This window comes from Eubacterium sp. AM05-23 (assembly GCF_003477535.1).
In the GTDB taxonomy this organism is placed as follows: domain Bacteria; phylum Bacillota; class Clostridia; order Eubacteriales; family Eubacteriaceae; genus Eubacterium; species Eubacterium maltosivorans.
Window position 1 is genome coordinate 320,663 of record NZ_QUDF01000004.1, and the last position, 25,722, is coordinate 346,384.

General features: G+C 47.1%; 27 protein-coding genes and 1 pseudogene. 23 read left to right on the forward strand and 5 right to left on the reverse strand.

The window, feature by feature from the left end:
* Positions 1 to 92 precede the first annotated feature (92 nt).
* The 4 genes and pseudogenes from DW091_RS07385 (at position 93) to DW091_RS07400 (ending at position 2,232) form a co-directional block, all read left to right on the forward strand.
* Positions 93 to 464: an MmcQ/YjbR family DNA-binding protein gene (locus DW091_RS07385; protein ID WP_118517815.1), complete on the forward strand. Its 372-nt coding sequence runs from the start codon at positions 93 to 95 to the stop codon at positions 462 to 464.
* A gap of 66 nt (positions 465 to 530) precedes the next feature.
* A pseudogene (locus DW091_RS07390) lies at positions 531 to 979 on the forward strand (Bro-N domain-containing protein); the annotation flags it as partial.
* A gap of 103 nt (positions 980 to 1,082) precedes the next feature.
* Positions 1,083 to 1,472, forward strand: coding sequence for a hypothetical protein (locus DW091_RS07395; protein WP_147365281.1), 390 nt, complete (start codon positions 1,083 to 1,085; stop codon positions 1,470 to 1,472).
* Positions 1,473 to 1,914: 442 nt separating this feature from the next.
* On the forward strand, positions 1,915 to 2,232 hold the full coding sequence (locus DW091_RS07400) for a transposase (protein WP_118517817.1): 318 nt from the start codon (positions 1,915 to 1,917) through the stop codon (positions 2,230 to 2,232).
* A gap of 234 nt (positions 2,233 to 2,466) precedes the next feature.
* Here DW091_RS07400 and DW091_RS07405 read toward each other — a convergent pair whose 3' ends face one another.
* Genes DW091_RS07405 through DW091_RS07415 form a run of 3 tightly spaced genes read right to left on the reverse strand, consistent with a single transcriptional unit; the run spans position 2,467 to position 5,671 of the window.
* On the reverse strand, positions 2,467 to 3,483 hold the full coding sequence (locus tag DW091_RS07405; protein ID WP_118517851.1) for a site-specific integrase: 1,017 nt from the start codon (positions 3,481 to 3,483) through the stop codon (positions 2,467 to 2,469).
* Positions 3,484 to 3,485: 2 nt separating this feature from the next.
* Positions 3,486 to 4,460 carry a tyrosine-type recombinase/integrase gene (locus DW091_RS07410; protein WP_118517818.1) on the reverse strand — a complete coding sequence of 325 codons (975 nt, stop codon included), beginning with the start codon at positions 4,458 to 4,460 and terminating at the stop codon, positions 3,486 to 3,488.
* The gene (locus DW091_RS07415; RefSeq protein WP_118517819.1) at positions 4,457 to 5,671 is read right to left on the reverse strand and encodes a site-specific integrase; all 1,215 of its coding nucleotides are present in this window, start codon (positions 5,669 to 5,671) and stop codon (positions 4,457 to 4,459) included. The genes DW091_RS07410 and DW091_RS07415 overlap by 4 nt, the downstream gene beginning before the upstream one ends.
* An 82-nt stretch (positions 5,672 to 5,753) precedes the next feature.
* Between DW091_RS07415 and DW091_RS07420 the strand changes: the two genes are divergently transcribed.
* From DW091_RS07420 to DW091_RS07450, 7 genes are read left to right on the forward strand one after another with little or no spacing between them, the layout of a single operon-like run.
* A complete protein-coding gene (locus tag DW091_RS07420) occupies positions 5,754 to 6,608 on the forward strand; it encodes a ParA family protein (RefSeq protein ID WP_118517820.1) in 855 nt (284 codons plus the stop codon).
* Positions 6,562 to 7,494: a ParB/RepB/Spo0J family partition protein gene (locus DW091_RS07425; RefSeq protein ID WP_118517821.1), complete on the forward strand. Its 933-nt coding sequence runs from the start codon at positions 6,562 to 6,564 to the stop codon at positions 7,492 to 7,494. The genes DW091_RS07420 and DW091_RS07425 overlap by 47 nt, the downstream gene beginning before the upstream one ends.
* 57 nt (positions 7,495 to 7,551) lie before the next feature.
* Positions 7,552 to 8,154 (forward strand): hypothetical protein, encoded by a 603-nt coding sequence (locus tag DW091_RS07430; RefSeq protein WP_118517822.1) that lies wholly within the window; start codon positions 7,552 to 7,554, stop codon positions 8,152 to 8,154.
* Positions 8,151 to 8,447, forward strand: coding sequence for a hypothetical protein (locus DW091_RS07435; protein ID WP_118517823.1), 297 nt, complete (start codon positions 8,151 to 8,153; stop codon positions 8,445 to 8,447). The genes DW091_RS07430 and DW091_RS07435 overlap by 4 nt, the downstream gene beginning before the upstream one ends.
* A 32-nt stretch (positions 8,448 to 8,479) precedes the next feature.
* Positions 8,480 to 8,839: a hypothetical protein gene (locus DW091_RS07440; RefSeq protein WP_118517824.1), complete on the forward strand. Its 360-nt coding sequence runs from the start codon at positions 8,480 to 8,482 to the stop codon at positions 8,837 to 8,839.
* 4 nt (positions 8,840 to 8,843) lie between these two features.
* On the forward strand, positions 8,844 to 9,152 hold the full coding sequence (locus DW091_RS07445; RefSeq protein WP_187368461.1) for a hypothetical protein: 309 nt from the start codon (positions 8,844 to 8,846) through the stop codon (positions 9,150 to 9,152).
* Complete coding sequence (locus DW091_RS07450) at positions 9,106 to 9,702, forward strand: YodL domain-containing protein (RefSeq protein WP_118517825.1); 597 nt, start codon at positions 9,106 to 9,108, stop codon at positions 9,700 to 9,702. The genes DW091_RS07445 and DW091_RS07450 overlap by 47 nt, the downstream gene beginning before the upstream one ends.
* 91 nt (positions 9,703 to 9,793) lie before the next feature.
* Here DW091_RS07450 and DW091_RS07455 read toward each other — a convergent pair whose 3' ends face one another.
* Together DW091_RS07455 and DW091_RS07460 are read right to left on the reverse strand one after the other, a co-directional pair.
* Positions 9,794 to 9,973 (reverse strand): hypothetical protein, encoded by a 180-nt coding sequence (locus DW091_RS07455; protein ID WP_118517826.1) that lies wholly within the window; start codon positions 9,971 to 9,973, stop codon positions 9,794 to 9,796.
* Positions 9,974 to 10,570 carry a hypothetical protein gene (locus DW091_RS07460; protein ID WP_118517827.1) on the reverse strand — a complete coding sequence of 199 codons (597 nt, stop codon included), beginning with the start codon at positions 10,568 to 10,570 and terminating at the stop codon, positions 9,974 to 9,976.
* 61 nt (positions 10,571 to 10,631) lie between these two features.
* On the opposite strand from DW091_RS07460, the gene DW091_RS07465 reads away from it, so the two are divergent.
* The 12 genes from DW091_RS07465 (at position 10,632) to DW091_RS07520 (ending at position 25,713) form a co-directional block, all read left to right on the forward strand.
* Positions 10,632 to 10,913 (forward strand): TnpV protein, encoded by a 282-nt coding sequence (locus DW091_RS07465; RefSeq protein WP_243092195.1) that lies wholly within the window; start codon positions 10,632 to 10,634, stop codon positions 10,911 to 10,913.
* Positions 10,914 to 11,896: 983 nt separating this feature from the next.
* Complete coding sequence (locus DW091_RS07470; RefSeq protein WP_224168763.1) at positions 11,897 to 16,072, forward strand: N-6 DNA methylase; 4,176 nt, start codon at positions 11,897 to 11,899, stop codon at positions 16,070 to 16,072.
* 511 nt (positions 16,073 to 16,583) lie between these two features.
* Complete coding sequence (ltrA, locus tag DW091_RS07475; protein ID WP_224168762.1) at positions 16,584 to 18,431, forward strand: group II intron reverse transcriptase/maturase; 1,848 nt, start codon at positions 16,584 to 16,586, stop codon at positions 18,429 to 18,431.
* 118 nt (positions 18,432 to 18,549) lie between these two features.
* A complete protein-coding gene (locus DW091_RS07480) occupies positions 18,550 to 19,530 on the forward strand; it encodes a hypothetical protein (RefSeq protein WP_118517831.1) in 981 nt (326 codons plus the stop codon).
* Positions 19,531 to 19,820: 290 nt separating this feature from the next.
* A complete protein-coding gene (locus DW091_RS07485) occupies positions 19,821 to 20,384 on the forward strand; it encodes a hypothetical protein (protein ID WP_118517832.1) in 564 nt (187 codons plus the stop codon).
* 64 nt (positions 20,385 to 20,448) lie between these two features.
* Entirely contained in the window at positions 20,449 to 21,024 is a 576-nt protein-coding gene (locus DW091_RS07490) for a DUF3846 domain-containing protein (RefSeq protein WP_118517852.1), read from the forward strand.
* 25 nt (positions 21,025 to 21,049) lie between these two features.
* A complete protein-coding gene (locus DW091_RS07495) occupies positions 21,050 to 21,616 on the forward strand; it encodes a DUF3846 domain-containing protein (RefSeq protein WP_118517833.1) in 567 nt (188 codons plus the stop codon).
* Between the two features lie 198 nt (positions 21,617 to 21,814).
* On the forward strand, positions 21,815 to 22,219 hold the full coding sequence (locus DW091_RS07500) for a hypothetical protein (protein ID WP_118517834.1): 405 nt from the start codon (positions 21,815 to 21,817) through the stop codon (positions 22,217 to 22,219).
* A complete protein-coding gene (locus DW091_RS07505; RefSeq protein WP_118517835.1) occupies positions 22,200 to 22,520 on the forward strand; it encodes a plasmid mobilization relaxosome protein MobC in 321 nt (106 codons plus the stop codon). The genes DW091_RS07500 and DW091_RS07505 overlap by 20 nt, the downstream gene beginning before the upstream one ends.
* 1 nt (position 22,521) lies before the next feature.
* Entirely contained in the window at positions 22,522 to 23,895 is a 1,374-nt protein-coding gene (locus DW091_RS07510; RefSeq protein WP_158577853.1) for a relaxase/mobilization nuclease domain-containing protein, read from the forward strand.
* Positions 23,885 to 24,817 carry a PcfB family protein gene (locus tag DW091_RS07515; RefSeq protein ID WP_118517837.1) on the forward strand — a complete coding sequence of 311 codons (933 nt, stop codon included), beginning with the start codon at positions 23,885 to 23,887 and terminating at the stop codon, positions 24,815 to 24,817. Before DW091_RS07510 ends, DW091_RS07515 begins: the two co-directional genes overlap by 11 nt.
* The gene (locus tag DW091_RS07520; protein ID WP_118517838.1) at positions 24,814 to 25,713 is read left to right on the forward strand and encodes a hypothetical protein; all 900 of its coding nucleotides are present in this window, start codon (positions 24,814 to 24,816) and stop codon (positions 25,711 to 25,713) included. The genes DW091_RS07515 and DW091_RS07520 overlap by 4 nt, the downstream gene beginning before the upstream one ends.
* Positions 25,714 to 25,722: the final 9 nt, after the last annotated feature.

Below are 25,722 nucleotides of genomic sequence, written 5' to 3' on the forward strand. Positions count from 1 at the left end.
AGAGACACAGTGTTTAGAGTAGAATACTCTGTTGCATTTGAAGTGGTATAATAAGTAGGAATGGTAAATGGAATTTAAAAAGGGGAATCACAATGGACAGAGCGCAGTTAATACGGTTCATCGCAGAACAGTATAACACACATGAAGAAAATCCATGGAAGAAGTATCCAAATCATTCTGTATTCAGACATAAAGAAAATCAAAAATGGTTTGCCCTTATGATGAATATTTCTAAAAGTAAGCTAGGCTTGACTAATAATGGGATGATCGATGTTCTGAACGTTAAGTGTGATCCCATACTCATCTATACGCTCAGAAATGAAAAGGGAGTCTATCCCGCATATCATATGAACAAAGAAAACTGGTTGACACTGACTTTAGATGGCAGTATCAAGGATGATCAGTTAAAATGGTTACTCGATCAGAGCTTTGAGTTAACAGCGTCAAAGAAAAAACAGAAGTAAACTTTGGACCCACGCACTATCAATGAACGACGGCTAAAAAGAATGTTTGTGATTTAAGGGGGAGACATGGAAAACATACGGCTCTTTGAGTATGATACAATCCGCACCGCATGGGATGAAGAAAAAGAAGCGTGGTACTTCTCAATTATTGATGTTATTACAGTTTTAACAGAGGCCGAAAATCCCAGACGTTATTGGAGTGACTTAAAAAAAAGCTGAAATCAGAAGGGGCGATTCAACTGTACGAAAATATCGTACAGTTGAAAATGAAGGCCAACGACGGAAAAATGCGGCAGACCGATGCAGCGGATACCGAACAGCTGCTCCGAATTATTCAGTCCATTCCATCCCCAAAAGCAGACCCCTTTAAAGCCTGGCTGGCGCGTGTGGGTAGTGAGCGGATTGAAGAAACCATCGATCCCGAGCTGACTATTGATCGTGCACTTGAAACCTACCTTAAAAAGGGCTATAGCCGGGAATGGATCAATCAGCGTTTGCAGGCCATACAAGTCCGCTTTTCAATATTATCTGTAGTACAATGCGAATGTAGATTAGTCGAATAATGTGTCATATAAAAGATATAGAATACGAAGGAGAGTAGACTTGGAGTTTGATGTTATGGCAAGTGAAGCAGAAAAAGTGATAAATAAAAACGGTGTAGATGAGGGTGTCGCGTTTGCTCTGTTTACAAATAAAGGGAATTTATATATTCCTTTTTGTGCTGACACCTGTTGTGGCTATGGAAAAAAGTTTTGTGAAAACCACGACCTCTTAAGTGATATGATTGCCGCTGACGATACCAGAATAATAAAAATCGCTTGTGCTTTCAAACAAACTGAACTGGCAAAACAAACAGGTATTGATATCCCTTGCGCATGGATTCTGCAATTCATTTACAGTATGAACAAAGAGAATGCTAATGCTGAAATTCTTATGCCATCAGGTGCCACCAAAACACTTATGTTTTGTTGTCCGCCAAATTTGGAGAGAATATGTCAAAAAAATTAAAAATATACACCATAGTGCAGGAAGAAGGAGTCCCGAAAATAAATTATAGAGATAGTTTTATTCACAGAAAGAGGTCTATCCAGAAGTTGAACGTCAAGTGTGATTCAATGCTTACTTTGGATGGCAGTGTCAAGGACGATCAATGAACGACGGCTAAAAAGAATGTTTGTGATTTAAGAGGGAGACATGGAAAATATACGGCTCTTTGAGTATGATACAATCCGCATCGCATGAGATGAAGAAAAAGAAGAATGGTTTTTCAGTTATTGATGTGTGGCGGTTTTGACCAAAGCAAAGATGCCGGAGCATACTGGCGAAAGCATAAACAACGGCTAATAGCCGAAGGAAACTAAACCGTGACAAATTATCACAGTTTGAAAATGACAGCGGCCGATGGCAAAAAAGAAAGACCGATTTGAAGAAACCATTCAGGAGGAATCCGATGTCAAGAAAAAACCATCAGAAGATTGATGGCCGGTTGCTCCGAACCGATAAGCGCATCGGCCATTTAAAACAAAAGCAGATCGAAAAGATCAATGCCTGGCTTTATGAAGCTTACCGAATGCAGTATCAAACCCTCAACCGGCCACCGGACAAGCGCCACAATCAGGCGATTGTCAATGCAGTCTATGATAAAATCGAAGCAGCGGATATCTGGATACCCTATGGAGAAATCTGGAAGTATTATTTAAAAAAGAAAAGTAAGTTCGAAAAGCGAATAAAAAAAGAAGAAAACAGAATATTGGAAGAAACAGATTAGGAATACACGAAAGGTATTCCTTTTTTTATTCCCTACGGACAGCCGCTCATTCGTTGAGCGGCTATTTTAATGAGAGAATCGAAAGGATCAAAAAATGAAAGAAGCAAAAGTTTTTTCGCTGTGCAACCAAAAGGGCGGGGTTGCTTATGGAAAGAAGCATATTATGGAAAGAAAAAAGGAAAACATCGGATAGATACAGACATTTTCCTCAAATAACTTTACATAAAAAGATTGTTAGTCCAGTGATTTTAACCAGTCGAGAAGTTCTGGGTCATTTTTCCAGGATGGTATTTTTTCTGGTGAAGGACTTTCGTAAGCGGCTTCCAACGCAGCCCGTTTCATTTTTTCGTCAGCTTGTGCATAAACTTCGGTTGTTTTAACGTCAACGTGCCCAAGAAGATCCCGGATATAAATAAGATTAATCCCAGACTGTAGTAAATGCATGGCTTTACTGTGGCGCAAACAGTGTGGCGAAAGTTTGTCTGGAAAGCCTAAAGTGCCCTGTGCTTTTGCTTGATTCACATATTTATTCAGAATATAGGCAACGCCTGCGCGTGTTAGCTTTTTTCCTGAACGATTACAGAAAAGCGGATACTCGCCATAAGCGGCATGACACAAACCATATTCTTCAAGATATTGCTTTACCAATCGGCTCGTTGCTGTCATGACTGGAACCAAACGTGATTTACGTCCTTTTCCCGTAAGCTTAACGACCATGGGGTCAGTGACACGAATATCGGAAACTTTAAGATCGACTAATTCCTGAACTCGGGCGCCTGTGTCATAGAGTAAACTCAATAAAACAACATCGCGTCGTCCCGAGAGTTTTGTGGTATCTGGCTGTGTCAATAAGCTTTGTACACATTCTAAAGAAAGATAGTTCATGGATGCAGCGACACCACGTTTCATTGGAATGGCCAAAATTTTTTGATAGGATGCTAAGTTCTGTGGCTGTTCATATTGCAGGAAACGAAAGAACGCGTGTAAAGCGGCCAAACGTTGGTTTCTCGTTGAGACGCTGTTTTTGCGCTCGCTTTCTAGCCAATCTAAAAAATCATTGATAAAAGGGGCATCAATCATGTCTAAGGATAGTTTTTCAACAGCAATCTTTTTGTGATCTCGACTAAAACGCAAAAACAATGAAAAACTATCACGATAAGAGAGAATGGTATTTTTACTTGCCCCAACGTAGTTTGGCAGATAAACAGATAAAAACTGTGTTAAATGATAGGCAAAATCCGTTGGCTGCACCATTAATCACCACTTGGAATGACGGTGCTACAGGTCTTTTCGACCGTCTTTATCACATCAGGGTATACTTCCGCGGTTAATCGCAGGTAATCGGAGGTTGCACCTAAAGATTTATGCCCAAGATATGTCGATAAGATGGGAAGCAGTGCCATTAAGTCATTACCATTCTTAATCCATTTCTGAAGCACATGAACCGAAAAGGTGTGTCTTAAATCGTGTAGACGCGGTCCGTGATTTTTACCACCATGAGAAATACCTGCCACTTCTAAATAGCGTCGAAAGCGCTGATAAATGGTGTTTGGACTAATCATCGTCCGGTCTGGCGCCATAAAGAAAAAATCATTATCGCGTTGCCACAAGATATTTTTGCTGTATGCAATACAGGCATCCGTAACGGATGCCGCCATTGGGATGTAACGATCTTTTCCAAATTTTGCATCCCGGATCGTCAATACACCATCGGTCAGATTGACGTCCTGAAGCCGAAGTTTTAAAACTTCTGAAACACGAAGACCACAGCCATAGAGTATTCGAAAAATCACAGGTAATGCTAAGTGCATATCTCTGGATTGCTCACAAGGAGATGTTTCATCGACAGCCTTTAACAAGTTTGTGATTTCCTGGTGTGTAAAAATATAAGGCGTAAAATCTTTTTTCAAATTCTCCTTTTGAGGTGGTAAGTGATAAACCTCAAAGCCCAGATCTTTAAGATATTGCCCAAATTGGCGAATACAACTTATTCGATGAGCGCGGCTTTTAGCCGCTTCTTCCGGACGTGGTTTGATCCATGCTTCAACAAACGCTTTCGGTAATGCAATTTCTAAAAGTTTCCACGTTTCAGCAAAATGACACAGTCGGGAAAGAACCTTTTCTTCACTACTGTACTTATATCCCTGGGCACGTTTATAATCGATGAACGCCGCAGCCTGTTCACCTAAAATGCCATTAAGTTCTGGACGTTTATGCTGAGTGATCATCGTACCACCTCCAATGCACACTGTCTGAGTTGCTCGATATCGATTTTTAAATAAATCATGGTTGTATTGCTGTCTGCATGCCCAAGAATTTCAGAAATAATTGGAAGAGGCATTTTGTTTTCTAAAAGCCGACTGGCCAAACTATGTCGAAGCGCATGCGGTCCGCTTTTTCGTTTTTCGATATTAATCCCTGATTTTAGCATATAACGATGGACTAAGGCATACATGTTTCTTGAACTGAACACGCGTATTGGCGGTTGATGTCTTACAAAGACATTGGAAGCATCACAGACTGGACGGCCATATTTTAAATAATCAATGATCGCTTGTCCAACATCTTCCAAAAGTGGCAGACTAATGGGATTCTTTGTTTTATGTTGTACAAAATAGATCTTTTCATTTTCCCAGTCAAGATTTTCAAATTTTAAATTTTGGATATCTCCACTTCGAATTCCGAGGCGCGTTAATAACAGGAGTATGGCGTAATCGCGCTTTCCCAGAGGGCTGCCACGATCAACAGATGATAAAATGCGTTCAACTTCCTGCTTTGAATAGCTTGATGGAATGGTTGAAGACTTGTCGTAATGAATACGCGGAACCTGTTCTGATAAATCGTATGGATGATAATGCTGCTCATAACAATGCTTCATAAAAAAACGTACCGTACGAAGCATTGCAGCCCTTGTTTGTTTACTAAAACCTAAAAGACTCTTCGTAAAGCCATGAATATCTACAACCGAAATGTCTGTGATCCTATCAATGTTTTGCCCCGTTAAATAGTTAAAATAACGTTCTAAATAAAGTTGGCTTACCTGAATACTTGTGGCAATAATCCCAATACGCTGCCGTTCCTGAATAAAAGATTCAGCGATTTCTTTAAAACACGCAGGAAATTGATAGAACCTTCTCTTTCTACCTCGAGTCATAACGGTTCCCGTCATTTGAATTTCAGCGAGTTTTTGCATACATCGAATTGGTGGCAGTGCCTTTTCACTCAAGGGATATTCCAAAAGAATTCCATAGTGTTCTTTCAAGAAGCCCGTTCCAACATCTGTGTCAAAATAATGAATGTTCTGTTGTTGAGCATACTGAAGCAATTGATTCGTTACACTCTTAAAATAACGACAGGTACTCTGAGCATACTGTGCATTTGCGAGCCATTCTCGCGCCTTTTCAACCAATTCTTGAATGGGCAATCTTTGTTGTTCCATTTAAAAACCTCCATAAATTTTATTTTATAAATTTATTCTGGAGGATTATGTAAAGTTAATCAATACAATTGAAGGAGATTATATGAATATTAGTAATCAACTTTCCATAATAACTTTCTTTTCATTACCGACGTTATGTGAAGCTTCACATAACGTTGCTAAGACCAACACAACCGTCAACCTGGGTATTGGCCTGGTAAATCAAGGGAAGAAAGTTCTGGCAATTGATTCAGATGCCCAAAGCGATTTGACCATTTCCCTGGGCTGGCGTGACCCTGAGCAATTAAATATTACATTGGCGACTTTAATGAAAGAGGCCATCATGGACGAACCCATTCACACAAAAGAAGCCATATTACATCACCCGGAAGGCATCGACCTCCTACCCGCAGACCTTGAGCTCTCAGCCATGGAAATGTCCTTGGTGACCACCATGAGCCGGGAGTATGTCCTGAAACGCGTCATACAGGATTTAAAACAGGATTATGACTACATCTTGATTGACACCGCCCCAAGCCTTGGGATGATCACCATCAACGCCTTAGCCGCTGCCGATGGTACGATAATCCCCGTCCAAGCCCAATTTCTGTCCGCTAAAGGGATGACAGAACTCGTTAAAACCATTGGAAAAATCAAGCGTCAGATTAACCCGTCACTGGAGATTGAAGGGATTATACTGACCATGGCCGATGTCCGCACCAACATGACCAAAACCGTCGCCGAAACCATAAGAGAGCAGTACGGCAGTGCTTTGAAAATATACCGGAACGTCATCCCCTTTGCCATCGCCGCCGCTGAAACCAGCGCGGAGGGAAAAAGCATCTACACCCATGCCAAGGGCAGCAAAGTCGCCAAAGCCTACGAAGCATTCACAAAGGAGGTGTTATTAAATGCCGAAAAGCAAAGAACTCAAGCTCGATCTGCCCAGTGTCGATGAGCTGTTTACCACCGAAGAGGAGCGGCTAGACGCAAACCGTGAAAAGGTACAAGAAATCCCGATCGACCAGATTGAGGATTTTTCAAACCATCCATTCAAAATTAAGGAGGATGAAGCCATGATAGAAATGGCTGAGAGCATCAGGGAGTACGGCGTTTTGGTGCCCGCACTGGTTCGGCAGAAAGCGGATGGCCGCTATGAGATGGTGGCCGGACACCGGAGAAAGTGCGCAAGCCGGTTAGCCGGGATGAAAGAAATCCCCTGTATTGTTCGGCATCTTTCGGATGATGAGGCCATCATCATTATGATTGACAGCAACCTGCAAAGGGAGAAAATACTTCCATCTGAAAAAGCGTTTGCCTATAAGATGAAACTCGAAGCCATGAAAAGGCAAGGGAAAAGGCCAGATTTAACTTCTCGCCCATTGGGCGAGAAGTCGGTAAGCGTCAATGAATTAAGTATGGAAATGCCTGATAGTGCTAGACAAATACATCGTTTTATCCGCCTGACAGAACTCATCGAACCACTTTTAGACCTCGTTGATGAAAACAAAATCGCATTCCGTCCAGCCGTTGAACTCTCTTATTTAAACAGAGACGAACAGGCAAAACTCCTGGATGCCATGCAGTATGAGGATTGTACGCCATCACTGGCTCAGGCAACAAAAATCAAGCAGTTTTCTCAGGAAAATAAGCTGAGTGAAGCCGTCATGCTTTCCATTTTGCAGGAAGAGAAACCAAACCAGGTGGAGAAAATCAAAATTCCCAAGGAGCGGATCAGCAAATTCTTTCCCAAGGGGACACCCGAAAAGAAAATCGAAGAAACCATTGTGAAAGCTTTAGAGCTTTACCAAAAGCGCGAACGGCAGAAGCAATCGGCAAGGTAAAACCAAAGCGGCAGAAATGCCGCTTTTGCCGTTACAAAAGAAAAAAGGAGGCTTGTGATGGATGATGAAAAAATGAAATGCGGTGATTATGAGATCACAAAAGAGCTGCATATCGGTGATAAAACCATTGTTTTCGGGGAGAAGCCTGGTGATTATGGGCCCGACCAGTACCTGTGCGCCAATCGGCAGATCATTCTCTTTTACGCAAGGTATTCAGAAATCGAAACCGGCTCCTATCTGGACATGATGGACGTATTTACCACGCGTGTGCAAGCGCAGATCGAACAAGCCCGGGAAACCCTGAGTCAGATCACGGTCCCCATGGAGGTGATTACCCCGGAGATGTGCTACCCAGATGATCCGGCTGAGAAAATTGAGGGAAAAGTCATTGCCATCAAGCCAGAAGTTTTGCGGCCAGAGTGCCAACACGCTGCGAATCAGCTGGGCTATGTAGTTGGCGGTTTCGGAGCCCGTGGCAATACCCGGGGGAACGCCGTCTTTGTCAAAAAGCTCTACGGCCAGGAAGAAACCCGCTTTGAACGTGATGACGTCCAGGGCGTCGTGAAGCCCGAATGTCTGCCGGAATGGGCAAAGCAAAACCTCGAGCAGATCAAACAAAGACAAAAGAAAGAACAAAACCGAAAAGGAGAGGCACGATGATGAAAGCGAAAACGACATTGCCCGATTTTTGCTATACCACCTTGTTTTCAACCGGCGAGATTGTCCGGATACGGAAAGGGGCGCTCACCTATGAAAAAACCGAGCTCTCCACTCCCGACCGGGCAATGAACCGTCTGATCGCAGAGCGTGCCAATACGGTGATGGGCATCACCAAAGCCCAGAGAGAAGCCATGCTCGGCGGAATGCTTTTAGGCTGGGAGCGGCCAGCCGCGGACCCCAACCGGTATGACCTGAGCGGCAACTTTATTCTGATCGAAGACATGAAAAAATAACGTGTTACAAAAGAAAAAAGGAGGAATTAACAGTGAAAGACGAAATCAATCAAGGCTATGTGATCACAGACCGCATACAGGTCGATCCAGATCATGCCTTTGTTTTGGGCTATAATCCGAAAGCCCCGCAGCCCTTTGTCACCTGGAAATGCGGCCAAAATGATTACTATTATTATGGACACTATTATAATGATCAGGACAAAGCCATCAGAGATTTGTGCGCACGGGTTATTGAGGAACTCGACTATAAAAAAGAGAGAATGACCCTGGCTGAGCCCGTTATCGGAGACAATGGCACCGGTTCAAACAACGAAAAGTCTGAGTATTGTTCGAGTACACCACAAGAAAATGGTCGATTCAAAAAAAGTAAACACAAGGATTTTGAGAGGTGATACCATGGCAAAAAACACAAGAGGACTCCGGATTTTAACGCGCCTGATCGACGCCGGGTACGACACCGAAAAAGCCATTGCCGGGATGACCCTCGACGATATTATCAAACTTGAAATTGTGAACAGGAATGATATGGCCGTGCTGAATGGACTCATTAAAAGCGTAAAGGCCAACCGCGTGGTGACCTTTTTAGCTTCCGGTTCAGAGCCTGAGCAAAAGGGGACAGCACTACAAAATTTAACGACAGATAAAGGGGAAGAAAACAATGAAGAAAATCAATCCAATCCATCACCACATGATCTCGTTTGTTGACATCCACGCATTGGATCTGTTTGAAATTCCCGACGGTGAAAGCATCACCATTATCCCCATGACCGGCTGTCCGGTGACTTATCCCTGTTACTTCATCGACCGCAGACACTTTAAGCTGCGGGATACCGTTTGGCACCCCATTGACTTTGCTAGACAAATGGCCCGTTTGGGGAACCTTTACCGGCCCGAAACCCCTGGGCCTTCCGATGTGCTGGACTATTATGAAGTCTACCAGATTCCAGACCGGCAGAACACCGATTATGGCTTTGGACCCCTTAATCAATTCCTTACCCGGTTTAAACGGGAAGATTATGTTTTGTGCTACCAGGGCATGTTAGCGCCGGTGACCGAACTGCTCGACCTGTACAAATTTCTCAACCGAAACGACCGACCATTCCAGGATAAGATGCACCCTTTGTGCATGGGCGATATTCTTGTCACCCATCGGGAAGAAAAAGTTCAGGCTTTTTACGTGGACGCCGAGGGTTTTCCAGAAGTGCCGGAATTTTTAAACACCGCTGATACCACTGATAAGGAGAAAGTGCGGTAAGCCCATGGCCATGAAATACCAAAGCGTTGTCGCACTTTACAACGCCACGATTCAGGAGGTGACCGCCCGCCCAGAAAACTGGATGGCCTTTTTAAAAACCGCCAGCACCAACTTTCGTCTGCCCTTCGATGAGCAGCTCCTGGTCCATGCCCAGCGCCCGGATGTGACCGCCGTGCTCACTACGGAGCGCTGGAACCGGCGCTTTGGACGGTGGGTGAAGCCGGGCAGCAAGGGGATCGCCGTCTTTGACAAGCAGAGTGACCGTCTCCACCTAAAACACTATTTTGACCTTTCCGATACCAAAGAAGGCTGGAATAAGCATCGTGTCCGGCCCGTTCCCCTCTGGCAGGTCCAGGAGACCCATCACCCAGCCATCGTTGAAACCCTTGAGGATACCTTCGGAACACTCGAAGCCCGAGACAACCTGATGCAGGCCATCATCAGCGTCAGTGTCAACGCCGGTGAAGACAATCTGACCGACTATCTGGAAGATCTGAAACAAAGTGTGGCAGGCAGCTTCCTCGATGGTCTGGACGACCGGAACCTCGGCAAACGCCTGCGGGACCTGATGGTGAACAGCATGACCTACATGCTCATGCTGCGCTGCGGCCTGGATACTGAGGCCCTTTTTGAAGCCGATGATTTCAGGGAGATCACCGCCTTTAACACACCCCAGACGATTAACATCATCGGCAGTGCCACCTGTGAAATCACGGCAATGGCCCTCAGTGCCATTGCGAGGACCGTTCGCAGGCTGCAACGGGAGGAACAAAATGATCCAGGTATGTTTGCAAAACTTGAAAAACCAGCCTACAATGAGAAACAAGAGAAACAACCATTCAATGAAAGGAGTGCTGAAAATGAACATCACCTACAGCCAACAGGGCGATTACCTGCTGCCGGATCTGACCGTACCGGAGGAAATGCCCATGCCCCAGGGCAAGTACGCGAGCCTGCGGAAGACCTATCTGATGCAGTACCACTACGGCTTGTACCTGAACCTGCTCACCCAGGGGAAACTCAACGCCCACTTAACCGAGATACAGGAAACGGCCAGCAGAAGGATGGTGCAGATCACCCGCCAGATGATGGAAACCGAGGACGTGAGCGAAACCCTGAAAGCCAACGATCCAATGAAATGGACCGGACTGGTGAACAACATCCAGAGGCGCGTGGAAGAGCAAATTCTTCAGGAACTGATTTACAATTAAATCAAGAAACACCAGTACCGATACCATCCCAGGAGATCCTTGAAGAAATCCTGATCACAACCCCGCATCTGCGAGACCCGAAAAAAACGATTCAGGCGGTTTTTGAAAAACAGACCGAACCCGAGCGCCGTGCCCGCTACCTGCACCGCATTTTCAACAAAGAAGCGACGGAGGTGACTTTAAAAAAAGGCGCGTCCGTCTTTTATGAAGCCACGGAAGACGCCCTGAATTTTTGGAGCGGTACGTCTGAAACCCGAACAGCCGAAAACCGTGTGAGCTGGCAATCCATGGCCGACAGCCTTGACCGGATGATTCGTACAAACCGTTTCACAGACGATTACCGCCCCATCCCAAGCGCCTTGGAGCAGCAGCGTCTTTTAGATGGAAAAGCAGAGGAGAAAACCCCCTCTGCTTTTTTGTTGGCGCAGGAACCTGAGCTCAAGGCGGGTGATGCCATCACCTTAGGGACAACCGCATACCGCATCCTTCGCATGGACGATCAGCAGGTGGAACTGCAAAACCAAGCCTATCCGCTTTTAACAGAAACGTTGGACCGGGAAGCTTTTGATCAAAGCGTTAAGGAAACGTCCGTCCATATTCTGCAACCCGCGCCAGTAAAGCAGACCCCGGACAAAGCAACAGAAGATACTCCGGCCCCAAAAACGGCTGGGGAAACCGTTGAGTCGGATACAAAAGAAAAAAGCCTCCAGTCACCATTACCCGAGATACCCGAGGACATCCCTGGCTATAAACTTGGCTATGGCCTGCTTGGAAATGGGGTGACTGTGTGGAACAGCCTGGTGGAAGAACACGGCGATTACCAGACCATCGCGCATATTTCACCAGAAGGGGAGGTTACATTCTACCAGGACGATCTGCCAGATGCAGTGATTCAGCGTATCCAAAACCAAGCAGAGTGTGAAAAACAGGCATATCTGGAGAGAACCAAAGCTGAAAAGCCAGCAGAGACGATTACGGTTGGGATGAAAATAGCGGTTGAGGGGCGGGAATACCGGATCTTTTCCATTGACGACGAACGTCAGGAAGTATCCTTAAAGGACATTACGTTTGATCAAAGCAGCGGCTTTCCGATTTTTCGGCATGAACCGCTTTCTTTTGTCATCCGTTACCTTGACACACAGACCGCAGGACCCGAAGCACCTCGGGCGATCGAAAGCGTTAAAACACGAGAAAGCGCCAACGCTCTGAACCGGGATGGAGCCATTCGAACCGCGTCCTTGGAACAACACCAATACCGTATTACCGAGGATACCCTTGGAACCGGCGGCCCAAAAGAGAAATTCAAAGCCAACATCGCCGCCATCAAGACCCTGAAGCAATGCGAAGCCGAAGGGCGTCTGGCTACACCAGAAGAACAGTCTGTTCTTGCGGGATATGTTGGCTGGGGCGGCCTTCCCGATGCGTTTGACTCTGCCAAAGACAGTTGGCGCACCGAGTATCAACAACTGAAAGCCCTTCTCACCGAAGCAGAATACAAAGCCGCCAGAGCCTCCACCCTGACGGCTTTTTACACGCCGCCGGTGGTCATCAAGGCCATGTACCAGGCCCTTGAACGCATGGGCTTTCGTCAGGGGAATCTCCTGGACCCGGCCTGTGGAACCGGCCATTTTTTCGGCCTGCTGCCTGAAAGCATGGCAGGCTCTCAGCTCTATGGTGTTGAGCTGGACCCGCTTACCGCCGGCATTGCGAAGCAGCTTTATCCGGGCAGCAGCATTGTGAACAGCGGTTTTGAGGATTTCAAGCCCCCCGACGGCTTCTTTGACGTCGCTGTCGGCAATGTCCCCTACGGACAGTTTAAAGTCAATGATGCAGCGTACAATCGGGAAAACTTTTTAATCCACGATTACTTTTTTGCCAAAGCATTGGATACGGTAAGACCCGGCGGCATCGTAGCCTTTATCACCTCCAAAGGCACCCTGGACAAGCAAAATTCGTCCGTGCGGGAATACCTCGCAAGACGCGCAGAGCTCATGGGCGCGATCCGCCTGCCCGACAATACCTTTACCGCCAATGCCGGTACTCGTGTGACTGCGGATATTCTCTTTCTGAAACGCCGCGATTTTTTAGCCCCAGAGAAAGAAGAACTGCCAGCCTGGACGGCATTGAATATGGACGATGCGGGCATAGAGATGAACGACTACTTCGTAGACCATCCTGAAATGATTCTGGGAAAAATGGTGGTTGAGAGCGGCCCCTTTGGTCCTGAAACCCGGTGTAAGGCCGTAGAAAGTGAAAGTTTGGCGGAGCGGCTCCATGAAGCCATCCACCACCTGCCGTCCGATATTTTCGAATACAACTTTGGCCCCGAGGAGGACATGGAGGGGGAAGAAACCGAGACCATTCCGGCAGACTTTTCCGTCCGGAACTTCTCCTTTACCCTTAAAAACAACAAAATCTACTACCGTGAAAACAGCCAGATGCTCCGGATCACCACCAACAAGACCGCGGAAAACCGTATCCAGGGCATGATTGACCTTCGTGAGATCACCAGAAAACTCATTGACCTGCAGCTGGAGGACTACCCGGATCAGGACATCACGCTTGAGCAAATGCGTCTGAACCAGGTTTATGACGCCTATGTGAAGCACTATGGCCGCCTCAATGCCCAGGCCAACCGGCTTGTTTTCCGGGATGACCACAGCTACCCGCTGCTCTGTTCACTGGAAATTCTGGACCCCATGGGCGGCTTTGTCCGTAAGGCGGATATGTTCACCAAGCGCACCATTCTGCCGCGCGTTGAGATCACCCACGTCGATACCGCAGCGGAAGCCCTGGCCGTGTCCTTAGCCGAGCGCGCGAAGGTCGATTTGCTCTACATGGCCGGATTACTTTACACACCCGAGCAGGAGCCTGGGCTGTTTGACCCCCAAATCGAAACGGAAGGCCCTTTGATCCCGCTCGATGAGACACCCTTTCGCGAGATGGTTGAAAGCCTGAGAAACGTTATTTTCAAAACCCCGGAGAGCGGGCCCTTTGATTTTTCCGGAAATTGGGCCGAGGGCTGGCAGACTGCCGATGAATACTTAAGCGGCAATGTGCGTCAAAAGCTCTCGGTCGCAAAGCTTGCCGCCGCCACCTGTCCAGAGTTCGGCATCAATGTTGAAGCCCTGGAAAAAGTCCAGCCCCAGGACCTGGACGCGTCCGAGATTGCGGTGCGCTTAGGCACCACCTGGATTCCCCAGGAGGACATCCAGGACTTTGCCTTCGAGACCTTTGAGACCTCCGACTACTATCAGCGTAAGATAAAAATCCGACAGTTTCCCCACAACCTGGAGTGGCGCATTGAGGGAAAGAAGCTGGACCGGGAGAGTGTGCTGGTCCATGAAACCTTTGGGACCACCCGGAAAAACGCCTATGAGATTTTGGAAACCACCCTCAACTTAAAGGACGCCAAGGTTTACGACTACGTGCTGGATGACAACGGCAATCAAAAACCCGTGCTGAATCAGAAGGAAACCACCCTGGCCCTTGAGAAACAGGAGCAGATGAAGCAGGCCTTTCAGGACTGGATTTGGTCCGATGCCGGGCGCCGGGACCGCTTAACCAAGTATTATAATGAAAATTTTAACGCCACAAGGCTGCGAACCTATGACGGCTCACACCTGAAATTCTATGGGATGAATCCCGAGTACACCCTGAGACCCCATCAGGTAAACGGTGTTGCCCGGACCATTTACGGCGGCAACACCCTGCTGGCCCACGTGGTGGGCAGCGGCAAAACCTTTACCATGATTGCATCGGCAATGGAACAAAAACGTCTGGGCCTCTGCCGGAAAAGCATGTTTGTGGTGCCCAACCATATCGTCGGACAGTTTGCCTCTGAATGGCTGCAGCTTTATCCGTCTGCGAATCTCTTAGTCACCACCAAAAGAGATTTTGAACGCCAGAACCGGCGGCATTTTTGCGCCAAAATCGCCACCGGGGATTGGGACGGGGTTTTGATTGCCCACTCTCAGTTTGAGAAAATCCCTCTGAGCAATGCACGGCAGATCGCCTATTACCAGGCTCAGGTCGATGAGATTCTCGGCTATCTTGAGGAACTTAAGTATCAGCAGGGAGAGCGTATGACCGTCAAACAGCTTGAGAGCAGCCGGAAAAACATTGAAAAAAAGATTGAAACCCTGATGCGGCAAAAGGACAAGGACGATGTCATTACCTTTGAAGAGTTGGGGGTCGACCGGCTCTTTATAGATGAAGCCGACGAGTTTAAAAACCTCTTTGCCTATACCAAAATGCGCAACGTCGGCGGTATCAGCCAGACCGAAGCCCAGAAGTCCACGGACATGTTCTTAAAAACCCGCTACATGGACGAGCTGACCGGCGGAAAAGGCGTCATCTTTGCCACCGGTACCCCCATTTCCAACAGCATGGTTGAAATGTACACCCTCATGCGCTATCTACAATACAGTACCCTCACAAGACTGAAACTGACCATGTTCGACGCCTGGGCGAGCACCTTCGGAGAGACCATTACCGCCCTGGAGCTGGCACCCGAAGGCAGCACCTACCGCATGAAAACCCGGTTCGCGCGCTTCCATAACCTGCCGGAGCTCATGACCCTGTTCAGGGAGGTGGCCGACATCCAGACCGCCGACATGCTGGAGCTTCCGGTACCCAAGGCCGAGTACCGTGTCATCGAAACCGAGCCCAGTGACTTTCAGAAAGAAATGCTCGAAGGTCTGGTGGAACGGGCCCAAAAGGTGCGCAGCCGGCAGGTGGACCCGAGCGAGGACAACATGCTCTGCATCACCAACGATGGTCGTAAGCTGGCCCTGGACCAGCGGCTTTTAAATCCCCTGTTGCCCGACGATCCCGGCAGCAAGGTCAACGCACTGGTTCAGGAAACCTACAACCTGTGGAAGGAAAATGAAGAAAAGCGCTTAACCCAGCTCATTTTTTGTGACCTTTCGACCCCGAAAAAGGACAGTGAATTCAATGTTTATGATGATATTAAAAAGAAACTGGTGGCAAAAGGTGTGCCTGATGTAGAAGTGGCCTATATCCATGAAGCCGATACCGAAGCCAAAAAGAAGGCCATGTTTGCCAAGGTGCGGACCGGCGCCATCCGCATTGAGCTGGGCAGCACCGCCAAAATGGGGGCCGGAACCAACGTACGTGCGTCCGTAAGGATAGCATAATACCGCCTCATAGCAGGCAATAAATTAAAGAGAAATTTATATGGTCAGCAGACTTACTTGCGGTCGAAAGGCTTAGCGAGGAACACAGCACGTCTGAAAAGCATTTACGTTTTGAAGTTTAGTTATAAGCGGGAAATGCAAGGCCAAGTGCAATATGGTTAAAGCTAAACTGCCTTAATTCCAGTTTCTTTGCTTTAATGGTGCAAGGTGAACACACACTAAACTTACGTGTTCTCAGAGGATGTATATATAGGTATCTGGACGTTGCCTATATACTCTTTTACAACCTCTCAGCGTGTGGTAAACACGTTAAAGAAACGAACGGAAAACCTAAGTTGTGCGCATGTATTATGTTTTCTAAACGGAGATTGCCTAAGTCGGAATGCCATTCAGGCTATGTGTAATGCCCAAAAGGGTGATAAATTTCAAGGGAAACCAAGAAAGAGGACACTGAATATCCGATATGGCAACGGAGCTGTCATAGTAGTCCGAGCAAGGGAAAGCCTTGTACATGGCGAAGGACAGCAGGTTATTTATTGATAAAAGAATGGAGGTATGCGAAATGCAGAAAGCTAATGTAATTTTATCAATGGTGAATCAAAAATCCAGACGAAATAAAGACTTCGAATTTTCAAGGATTTACCGCAATTTATACAATACGGATTTCTATCTCAATGCCTATGCAAAAATGTATTCCAAAGAAGGCAACATGACACAAGGCGTTGACGGCAAAACAATTGATGGCTTTAACATGGGTAAGGTTGAAAAGCTCATTACCCTACTCAAAAATGAACGTTATTATCCAAAACCAACCAGAAGAGTATACATTCCCAAAAAGAACGGCAAAATGCGCCCATTGGGAATTCCCTGCTTTGAGGATAAATTGGTACAAGAAGTAATGAGACAGATACTGGAAGCTATTTACGAACCGTTATTCAGTGAGAATTCTCATGGATTTAGACCGGGAAAAAGTCCACACACCGCCCTGAAACACATACAAAAAGTGTGTAAATCAGCGGCTTGGATGATTGAGGGAGACATCACAAAATGTTTTGAGAACATTGACCATGAAATTTTACTAAGGATTCTAAGTAAAAAAATTGACGATGGTCGTTTTATCGAATTGATCAGACGATTTCTCAAAGCTGGTTATTTTGAGCTGAATCAAACAAACCATACGTTCTCCGGAACACCACAAGGGTCAATCATTAGCCCAATTCTGGCAAATATTTATATGAATGAATTTGATTTGTTCATGGTTGATCTGATTGCCAAATATGAAAAAGGCCAACGCAGAAAACCAACCCCTGAATATCGGAAATTAGAAAGTAAGCGTCTCAATGCCAGAAGGCATGGGAACTTTGAATTAGCCAAACAGTTACTAAAAGAAATGCGGACAATTCCGTCCGTCGATACAATGGATAAGAATTTTATCAGAGTAGGATATGTCCGCTATGCTGATGATTTCATCATAAGCGTTATTGGAAACAAAAAATTAGCCGAAACCATAAAGACAGAAGTATCCGAATTCTTGCTAAATACGTTAAAACTCAATCTAAATGAGGAAAAAACATTGATCACAAATCTAGGTACAGGCAAAGCAAGATTTTTGGGTTATGAAATTGCACGGGCCAAGGACAACACGAAAGTGACAAAAAACACAAATGGGTCCGCTTCACGAAGCATCAATGGTCTGATACAGTTGCTTGTTCCACGAGATATAATACAGAAAAAAATAACAGATTTTAGTGAAAAAGGTAGATCATGCGCACATAAAGCAAGAGTTAATTTACCGGTACTCGATATGATCAATCAGTATAACGCTGAAATCAGAGGTCTGTATTACTACTACAGACTGGCGGCAAATGTCAGCAAGAGAATGTATGCATTCAAGTTTGTACATTACACAAGTTTGCTCAAAACCATAGCCCGTAAGGAGAAAAAATCTGTTAAAGCAGTCATTAAAAAATATGGTATAGATGTTCCGCGCAAAAGTGGAACAGGGACCAAAAGAGTTGTCGGTGTTTCCTACAAGACAAAAAAAGGCATTAAAACAATGACTTATTTTGATGAAAGTATGAAACGAGACGACACACCTGTTATCAATCTTGTTGATCATGCAACCTATTACCCACCGAATTGTCAGCTGATAACCAGACTGAATGCAAATGTCTGTGAAATGTGCGGATCAACAGAAAATATCGAAGTGCATCACGTCAGAAGATTAAAAGATATTCATGACAAATACAAACGCATCGGAAAGCCACTGCCCTCATGGGTATTGACAATGGTAAAAATGAAGCGGAAAACACTGATTCTGTGTAGTAAATGTCATGACAAAGTCCATGCAGGAAAATGATTCATATAAATAATCGGAGAGCCGTATACAGTGAAAGCTGTACGTACGGTTCGGAGGGGGGCTTTCAAAAACCTACCGTTGAAAAACGGCAAGGCGTTGGCTGCCTACCCAACAGGATTTGATCATCGCCTCCCACGATCTGGATATCCCCTGGCGGCCACGGGATCTGGAACAGCGCGGCGGGCGTTCCATTAGACAGGGGAACCAAAACCCCACCGTGCAGATCGTCCGCTACATTACCAAGGGGACCTTTGACGCCTACATGTTCCAGCTCCTCGAGAATAAACAGCGATACATCTCTCAGATCATGACCGGTAAATCCCCGGCCCGGACCATGGAGGACGTGGATGATGTTGCCCTGTCCTTTGCCGAAATCAAGGCTCTGGCAACCGGTAACCCACTGATCAAGGAGAAGATGGACCTGGACATTGAAGTGTCCAAGCTCCAGACCCTGAAGCAGAGCTACCTCGGTCAGAAGTACCGGCTGGAGGATCGGATCAGTAAGGAATATCCCAAAGAGATTGCGCAGCTTGAGGAAACCATTGAGCAACTGGAAAAGGATGCTGCCCATGTAAAAGCTCAGGGCCCCCTTGACAAAGAGACCTTCACCATGCGCGTCGGTCAGAAAATCCATACCGATAAAGTAAAGGCCGGTGAAGCGCTGATCCAGATTTGCCAGGGAATCAAAGACACCGACCCTGTGCCCATTGGCACCTATTTAGAATGGCCTATGACCCTGCACTACAATGCCTTTTCTCAGGAATTTAAACTGAAAATCGGCCATAAGCTGAAGCATTCCGTCACCCTGGGCACCAACCCCGAAGGGAATATCGCGCGCATCAACAACGCCATCAAGGGCGTCGAGACAACGCTTATTGCAAAGAAAGAAGAACTGGAAAACACGAAGACGCAGCTCGCAAAGGCGAAAATGGAAGTGGCGAAGCCCTTTACAAAGGAGCAGGAACTCAAGGGAAAATCCGCCCGGCTGTTTGAGCTCAATGCCCTGCTGTCCGCGGACAGTAAGGATATTGCTGTCATGGATTCAGAGCCGGACCCTGAGGAAACACGGCTGGTCCGGAAGCAGGAGAGAGCGCGTTAGGAAAAAGATTTAAGAAATTTTACTTTTATGAGCAGCCTGTTTATGTTTTTTGTTAATGAGGGGCTTTATAAAATGGTAGAAAAATAAAAACAGATCACTTGTTGTCAGCAGTCATTCACGGTGAAATGCTGCTTTTTTCATGCCTTGGAAAGGAGGTGATGCCCTTGGGCTTTTATGGATGAAATTGCAAAATTAACGGTCAAAATCGCAGAAATAACATAATTAAGGAGAAAAATATGTGTAGTATTCAGATTGAATTACCCGATCAATTTCAAAAAGGAGATCAAAAAATGGAAGAACTTTTAAAACAACTCATTGATGGACTGGCCAATTGTGAGGTCGTGATGGACTTTACCATTATGCCAAATCACGCAGAAAATCCAGTGGATACACTAAGAGCCAGTGAGGCCGAGCTTGAAAAGCTTCAGGACCCATACGAGGAAGCAAGCCTTCATGGCGATGCAGCAGACAACGGACAAAGGTATGATTTCGCGGAATCGGAAGATCAAATCGATGAAGACGATGAAGCCTGGGAAGATGTCGACCTGGATGAATTTTTCCCAGGGTCATCGCCCATGACCGCCATTTACCTGGATGTTATTGGGAAGTTAGTTGAGAATAACGCGGAATATCAGGACATGAAAGAAGAGCATGACGCCATGATGGACGATCCCGCGCTGGTCAAATTGTTTTCAGCAGAAGCGCCAATCACCCTGTCCCGTGAAGAACTTAAACATATCCAGCATTATTTATTTTTGGAAGATCAGATGGAAGAGATCGAGCAGGAAGCATTCTATTTCCGCGGCCACGCCGATTGCCTGAAGTATAGGGCACGCTTGGAGAAAGCCTATTAGAAAATGGATATTGCCAACAGCACTTTGCCGGTTGGCTTTTTTAGTAAAGAAGGGAGGCAGCAAAATGCCCAAATATGACGTCACCATCACCGAACTCGCCTGTGCCGTTGTGACGGTTGAGGCAGAGGACAAAGAAGCCGCGAAGAATATGGCAGAAGCAATGTTTAACCGCGGGGAGTGTTCCTTTACGGATTATAAAGACTTAGACTTTGAAGCCGAATTAAACCCTGAGGAGTTTTATAAAATTCAGGAACCCAAGGAAATCACCATTTTAATGGTGCCGAACGGGGAGCCGCCAAAGCCCCAAACCGTTGAAAACAGCATGCGTGCCATTAAGCAAATGATGGGTGGGTTTGTGGATTCTTATCTCTTAAAAGACCATACCATCATGATCGGCATCCGGAGAAAACAACTCGATAAAACAGAGCCGAATCGAACAATCTATGATGAAAAAGGCCATTCGCGACAGACGGTCTATGGTGATTTTTTCCTTTGTAACCTGTCAGAGAACGGTCAGGATTTTGAAAGCTTGTCCCCGGAACAGATCAAAAAATATACCAAAAGTCTTGAGCATAACGGTGAGATGCGCATGCCGCCGGACCAGAAACACCCGAAAAAGAAGAAGGATTACTCGCGATAAAGACAAAGAATGAGGAAGAAAACTTATGGAAAAATATGTTGTTACAGTTTGTGAAACACGTCGGCAGGAAATCGAAATTGAAGCTGAAAGTGCCGAGCAGGCCCGGGAAAAGATTAAGGAGAAATGGTGTCAGTGGGGGCATGCGTATCTGGATGAAACGGCCTTCGATCATGTCACCATTGAAGCGGAATTAAGCCCAAAACAGCGCGAGAAGATCACCTATCTCTATGTACCGGTGGGTAAACCGCCGGAGGTCCGAACCGTGATCAAGGATTCGGAAACGATGCGAAGGCTGTTAAGAGACTACCGAAGGGCACGTCCGCTTGAGGAGAACGTGGCACTGATGAGCCGGGGAACCAACCAACCTTTAAACCGTGCGCTCTATGGCGAAGACCATGATTTACAGGCAGTTATCGCCGGGGACTTTCTGATTTTTCATGCGCCGTGGGATAAAGGCGGCTATGAAAGCCTGACACCGGAACAGCTTTACAAGTATTGTGAGCAGTTTAAATACCCGGAAAAATTTGTCAAAAACGGCGATGAATTTTCAGTCATTTCAATTAAAACCAAGCCAAAAGCGCACACACGATGAAGTGTTTTACGAAGAATACAATCTTTTTTATAAAAAGAACCATTGAGAAAGCGTGTTTATCAGGGAGATCGGGGCCCCGTGAGTCGGTCTTAGCCAGCACTGAATATGGTTACCACCTTCGGCGGAAACCTATTCGCTGTTTGGGGAGACCCCAATCCCCCTTTGATACAAAAGAAAGAATAAACAGGAGATGATTTCATGAAACAAAATGAATTGGATTTTAAAACGTGCAACCACGCCTACCCTGAAAGAACCCAGGCGGAAGAAGTGAGAGTCACTATTGGTGAGAATCACAAGCGGCATACCATGACCATCAGTTTTTATCACCATGCGCATACAAAGATCACGCAGGGGGATCGCATGGTGTATGCACGCACCGGTAACCGGATCTATTTTTCAGAGCCGCCTGAGGGCAAGAAAGGTTTTAAGCTTACAAAGCGCAATAAATATGAAGATGATCGGAAAGCCATGGGCTTTTACACAACCTATTTTTCGGAAGCAGACATGGCAGGCCGTTATGATCTGCAATTCGATCCGGAATGTGAGCTCTACTATATTGAGAAAGCGGAAGAAGGCAGCCCAAATGCGCACACGAACCGTTGACATCCATTTTCGGATGACCCCGTCCGAAGCCAGACGCCTGGACGCCAACGTCAAAAAGACCGGAATGAACCGGTCGGAATATCTCAGAGCCCTGGTTGAGGGCAAACAGCCCTGCGAAAAACCCGACGAAGACTTCTATAAGGTGATGGGAGAAATGCGGGCCATCGGCATCAACCTGAACCAGATTGCGGCCAAGGCCAACGTGCTGGGCTTTGTGGATCAGCCCCGGTATGAAAAGGAGGCTGCCCGATGGCGGCAGTTCATGCTGGCGGTCAAAGCAAAATATCTGGAGCCCAAATGAAATGGCCACCACCAAAATCTGGGACGTCCATGGACGAATTGACCATGTGATCAACTATGTCTTAAACCATGATAAAACCGAAAACGAAGGCTTTGCAGAATTACCGGCAAAGGGGGAAACCCTTGAAGCCCTCACCGATTACGTTACCCAGGCAGATAAAATCAAGCAGCCCTTCTTTGTCACCGGGCTCAACTGTCTGCCCGAAACCGCCGTTCAGGAAATGCAGCTGACCAAAAAGCAATATCACAAGGAGGGCGGCATTGTGGCCTATCATGGCTATCAGAGCTTTGCTCCCGGAGAGGTCACCCCCGAGCAGGCCCACGAGATTGGCGTGGAGTTGGCAAAGGCACTCTGGGGCGACCGTTTTGAGGTGATCATCGCAACCCATCAGGACCGGGAACATCTTCACAACCATTTCGTGCTCAATGCCGTCTCTTTTAAAGACGGGCTTCGGTATTACGATTGTAACGCCACCTACGACCTCATGCGCGAGACCTCGGACCGGCTCTGCAGGGAATACCAGCTGTCCGTCATTGAGGACCCGCAGACCGGAAGGCGGCCAAGCTACAAAGCTTATCTGGACAAAGAAGCCGGTAAACCGGTTTGGCACGATCTGATCATCAAGGATATTGACAACGTGATTCAGGAAAGCGTGACCCTGCGCCAGTTCTTTTACCGGATGCGGCAGAAGGGTTATACTTTCAAACCAAACGCCAAGTATTTTACCTTAAAGCCGCCGGGCAAGGAGCGCTTTGTCCGTATTGACCGAAAGTACCCTGAGTACAGCCTGGAGAAAATCGAAGCCCGGATTTACGCGCAGGAAAAAATCAAACGCCACAAACCCACGCCGGTATCGGTTAATCAGAAGATGAAGCTCCAGGGCAGCTTTCAGAAAGCCAAAAAGACCAGCGGTCTGCGGAGCCTGTACCTGCATTACTGTTACCGGTTGGGGGTTTTTGAAAAAAGAAAAAACCAAAAGCGGGACACTGCCCACCTCAACTTTGTCTACCGGGAGGACATCCGAAAGATGGAGCAGATAACCGATGAAACCACCTTTTTATGCCATCACAAAATGGACAGCATGGAAGCACTGCAAGCCTTCAAAGCCTCCACCCAAGAGGAAATCAAGGCACAGTGCATTGCGAGGAAGAAGCTGCGCAACCAGCTCCGGACCGTTAAAGACGAACCCCTGCGGTCTGATCTTTTAAACCAAGCGGCAGAGCTGAGTGTCCAGATCAAAAAGCTGCGAAAGGAGGTGCGCCTGTGTGAAAGTATTGAGGAACGGGCTGTAAGCGTGCGTGAAAAAATGAAAACTATCAAAGCAGAAGCAAAAAAACTACAGAAAGAAAAGGAGGTACAACGCATTGAACACTAGTGGAGATGCGGCGGAGAGCATTGTCCGTCTGAGCATGGAAGGCATCGAAGCCGCCCTGCGGATCACCGGTTCCGGTGCCAAGGGGCTGGCCATGGTCATCATTGCGCTGCTTCAGAGCAACGACAGTGTCCGAAACAAAGGACGGACACGGCTGAAGACCATGCTGAAATCCGGAAAGCCAACCGCTGTTTTTGCCGTCAAAAACGACGATCTGGAAACCTTTATGGCATCGGCTAAAAAATATGGCATTCTGTATGCCGTCGTCCGTGCTCCAGGCGGCATGGGGCAGGACGTCACCGACGTGATCGTCAAATCCGAGGACGCAGGCCGGGTCAACCGGCTCGTTGAGAAGTTTGACTTAAACGTCAAAGACATCGGGGCCATGGTCTTAGAAAGAGAGCGGGAAGCCCTTCTGGCAGCTCAGAGCAAGGAAAAAGGAAGCAATGAAACGTTGAATCCCGACGAGGAAGCCGCGTACCAGAAAGAGGAAGACAACGCCCAGGCGCTTGTCGATGATCTTTTTGGAGAAGCAACGGAGCATCTGGAAAAAGAATCTTCCCCAGAAGCTGTGGTTGAAGATCTCTTCAGCCCAGCAGAAAAAAGAGGTACAAAAGAGGAAGCCGCCACGGGGGAGCCAAAAGTGAGCGCGGCGGAAACCCCTTTGAAGGCACCAAGCCCTCCGTCCGGGCCTTCCTCGCCGCCAGACAGAGACGCTATTACTGATCCACCGCCAAAACCGTCCGTGAAAGCCGCTCTCAATCAGATCAAAGCTGACCGGGCAGCGCAGGTGGCCCGGGAGGCAGTAAGGAAGTCCCCGACCGCAGAAAAAACAGCCCCCAAAAAAAATACCAAGACCGGGCCTAAAAAAAGTCCAAAGCAAAAAATTGCTAAGAATAAAACCCAAGGAGGAAAAATGCGATGAGTGATCTCTATGATCTCTTTAAACCCAAAGAACCACCGGCCCCACAGGCTTTTGACAAGGAAGCGTGGGCCGAAAAAAAGAAAGCTGAAAAATCGAAGTGCTACGCCATGATTGATGCATCCCTTGAGCGCATCGGCCAGGACCCAGAGCTGTTTGAAAGCTACCTGAAGGTACAGAGCCGGTTTGATCTGTACTCCCCAAGAAACGCTTTGTTGATTCAGGCGCAGAAGCCCTTTGCCACCAAGCTGGCGGACAGCAACACCTGGAAGGAACAGGGTGTTTTAGTTAAGAAATTTGAATATAAGAATCCAATTATGATCCTTGAACCTGGAAACCAGTACGAGCGCCCGGACGGGAGCATCGGCCAGTCCTACAACGTGAAGAAGCTCTATGACATCTCCCAGACCATGGCCCGTATCCCGCCGCAGGAAACCGGCAGAATTGACGATCGCCTGTTGATCTCAGCCCTCATCACCGGTGCGCCGGTTCCGGTAAAGCCGATTGATCCGCAAAACGGCATGGACAGCGCCGCCTTTAACCCGAAAGAAAAATGTATCCTGGTACAGCGTGGCCTGACACCCGATGAAATGTTCCGGGGCATTGCCCGGGAGCTGGCAAAGGTGGCAATCCTTGTCGAACAAAGACCCGTCCAGGATTTAAATTTTACGGCAGGCGCTGCCGCCTACATGCTGTGCCAGCAGTCAAAGATTGAGCCGGACCGGCGTTTTATCGAACAGCTGCCAAGAGCCTTTGAAGGCATGGAGGCCCGGGACGTGGGCGAAGCACTCTCGGCCATGCGTGACACCGCCAGTGATCTGTCAAGCCGCATGGCCATGAACATCCGCCGACAAACAAGACAAAACGCCGCACCGGCCAAAAAGCCGGAAGCCCGTTGATAAGGAAAC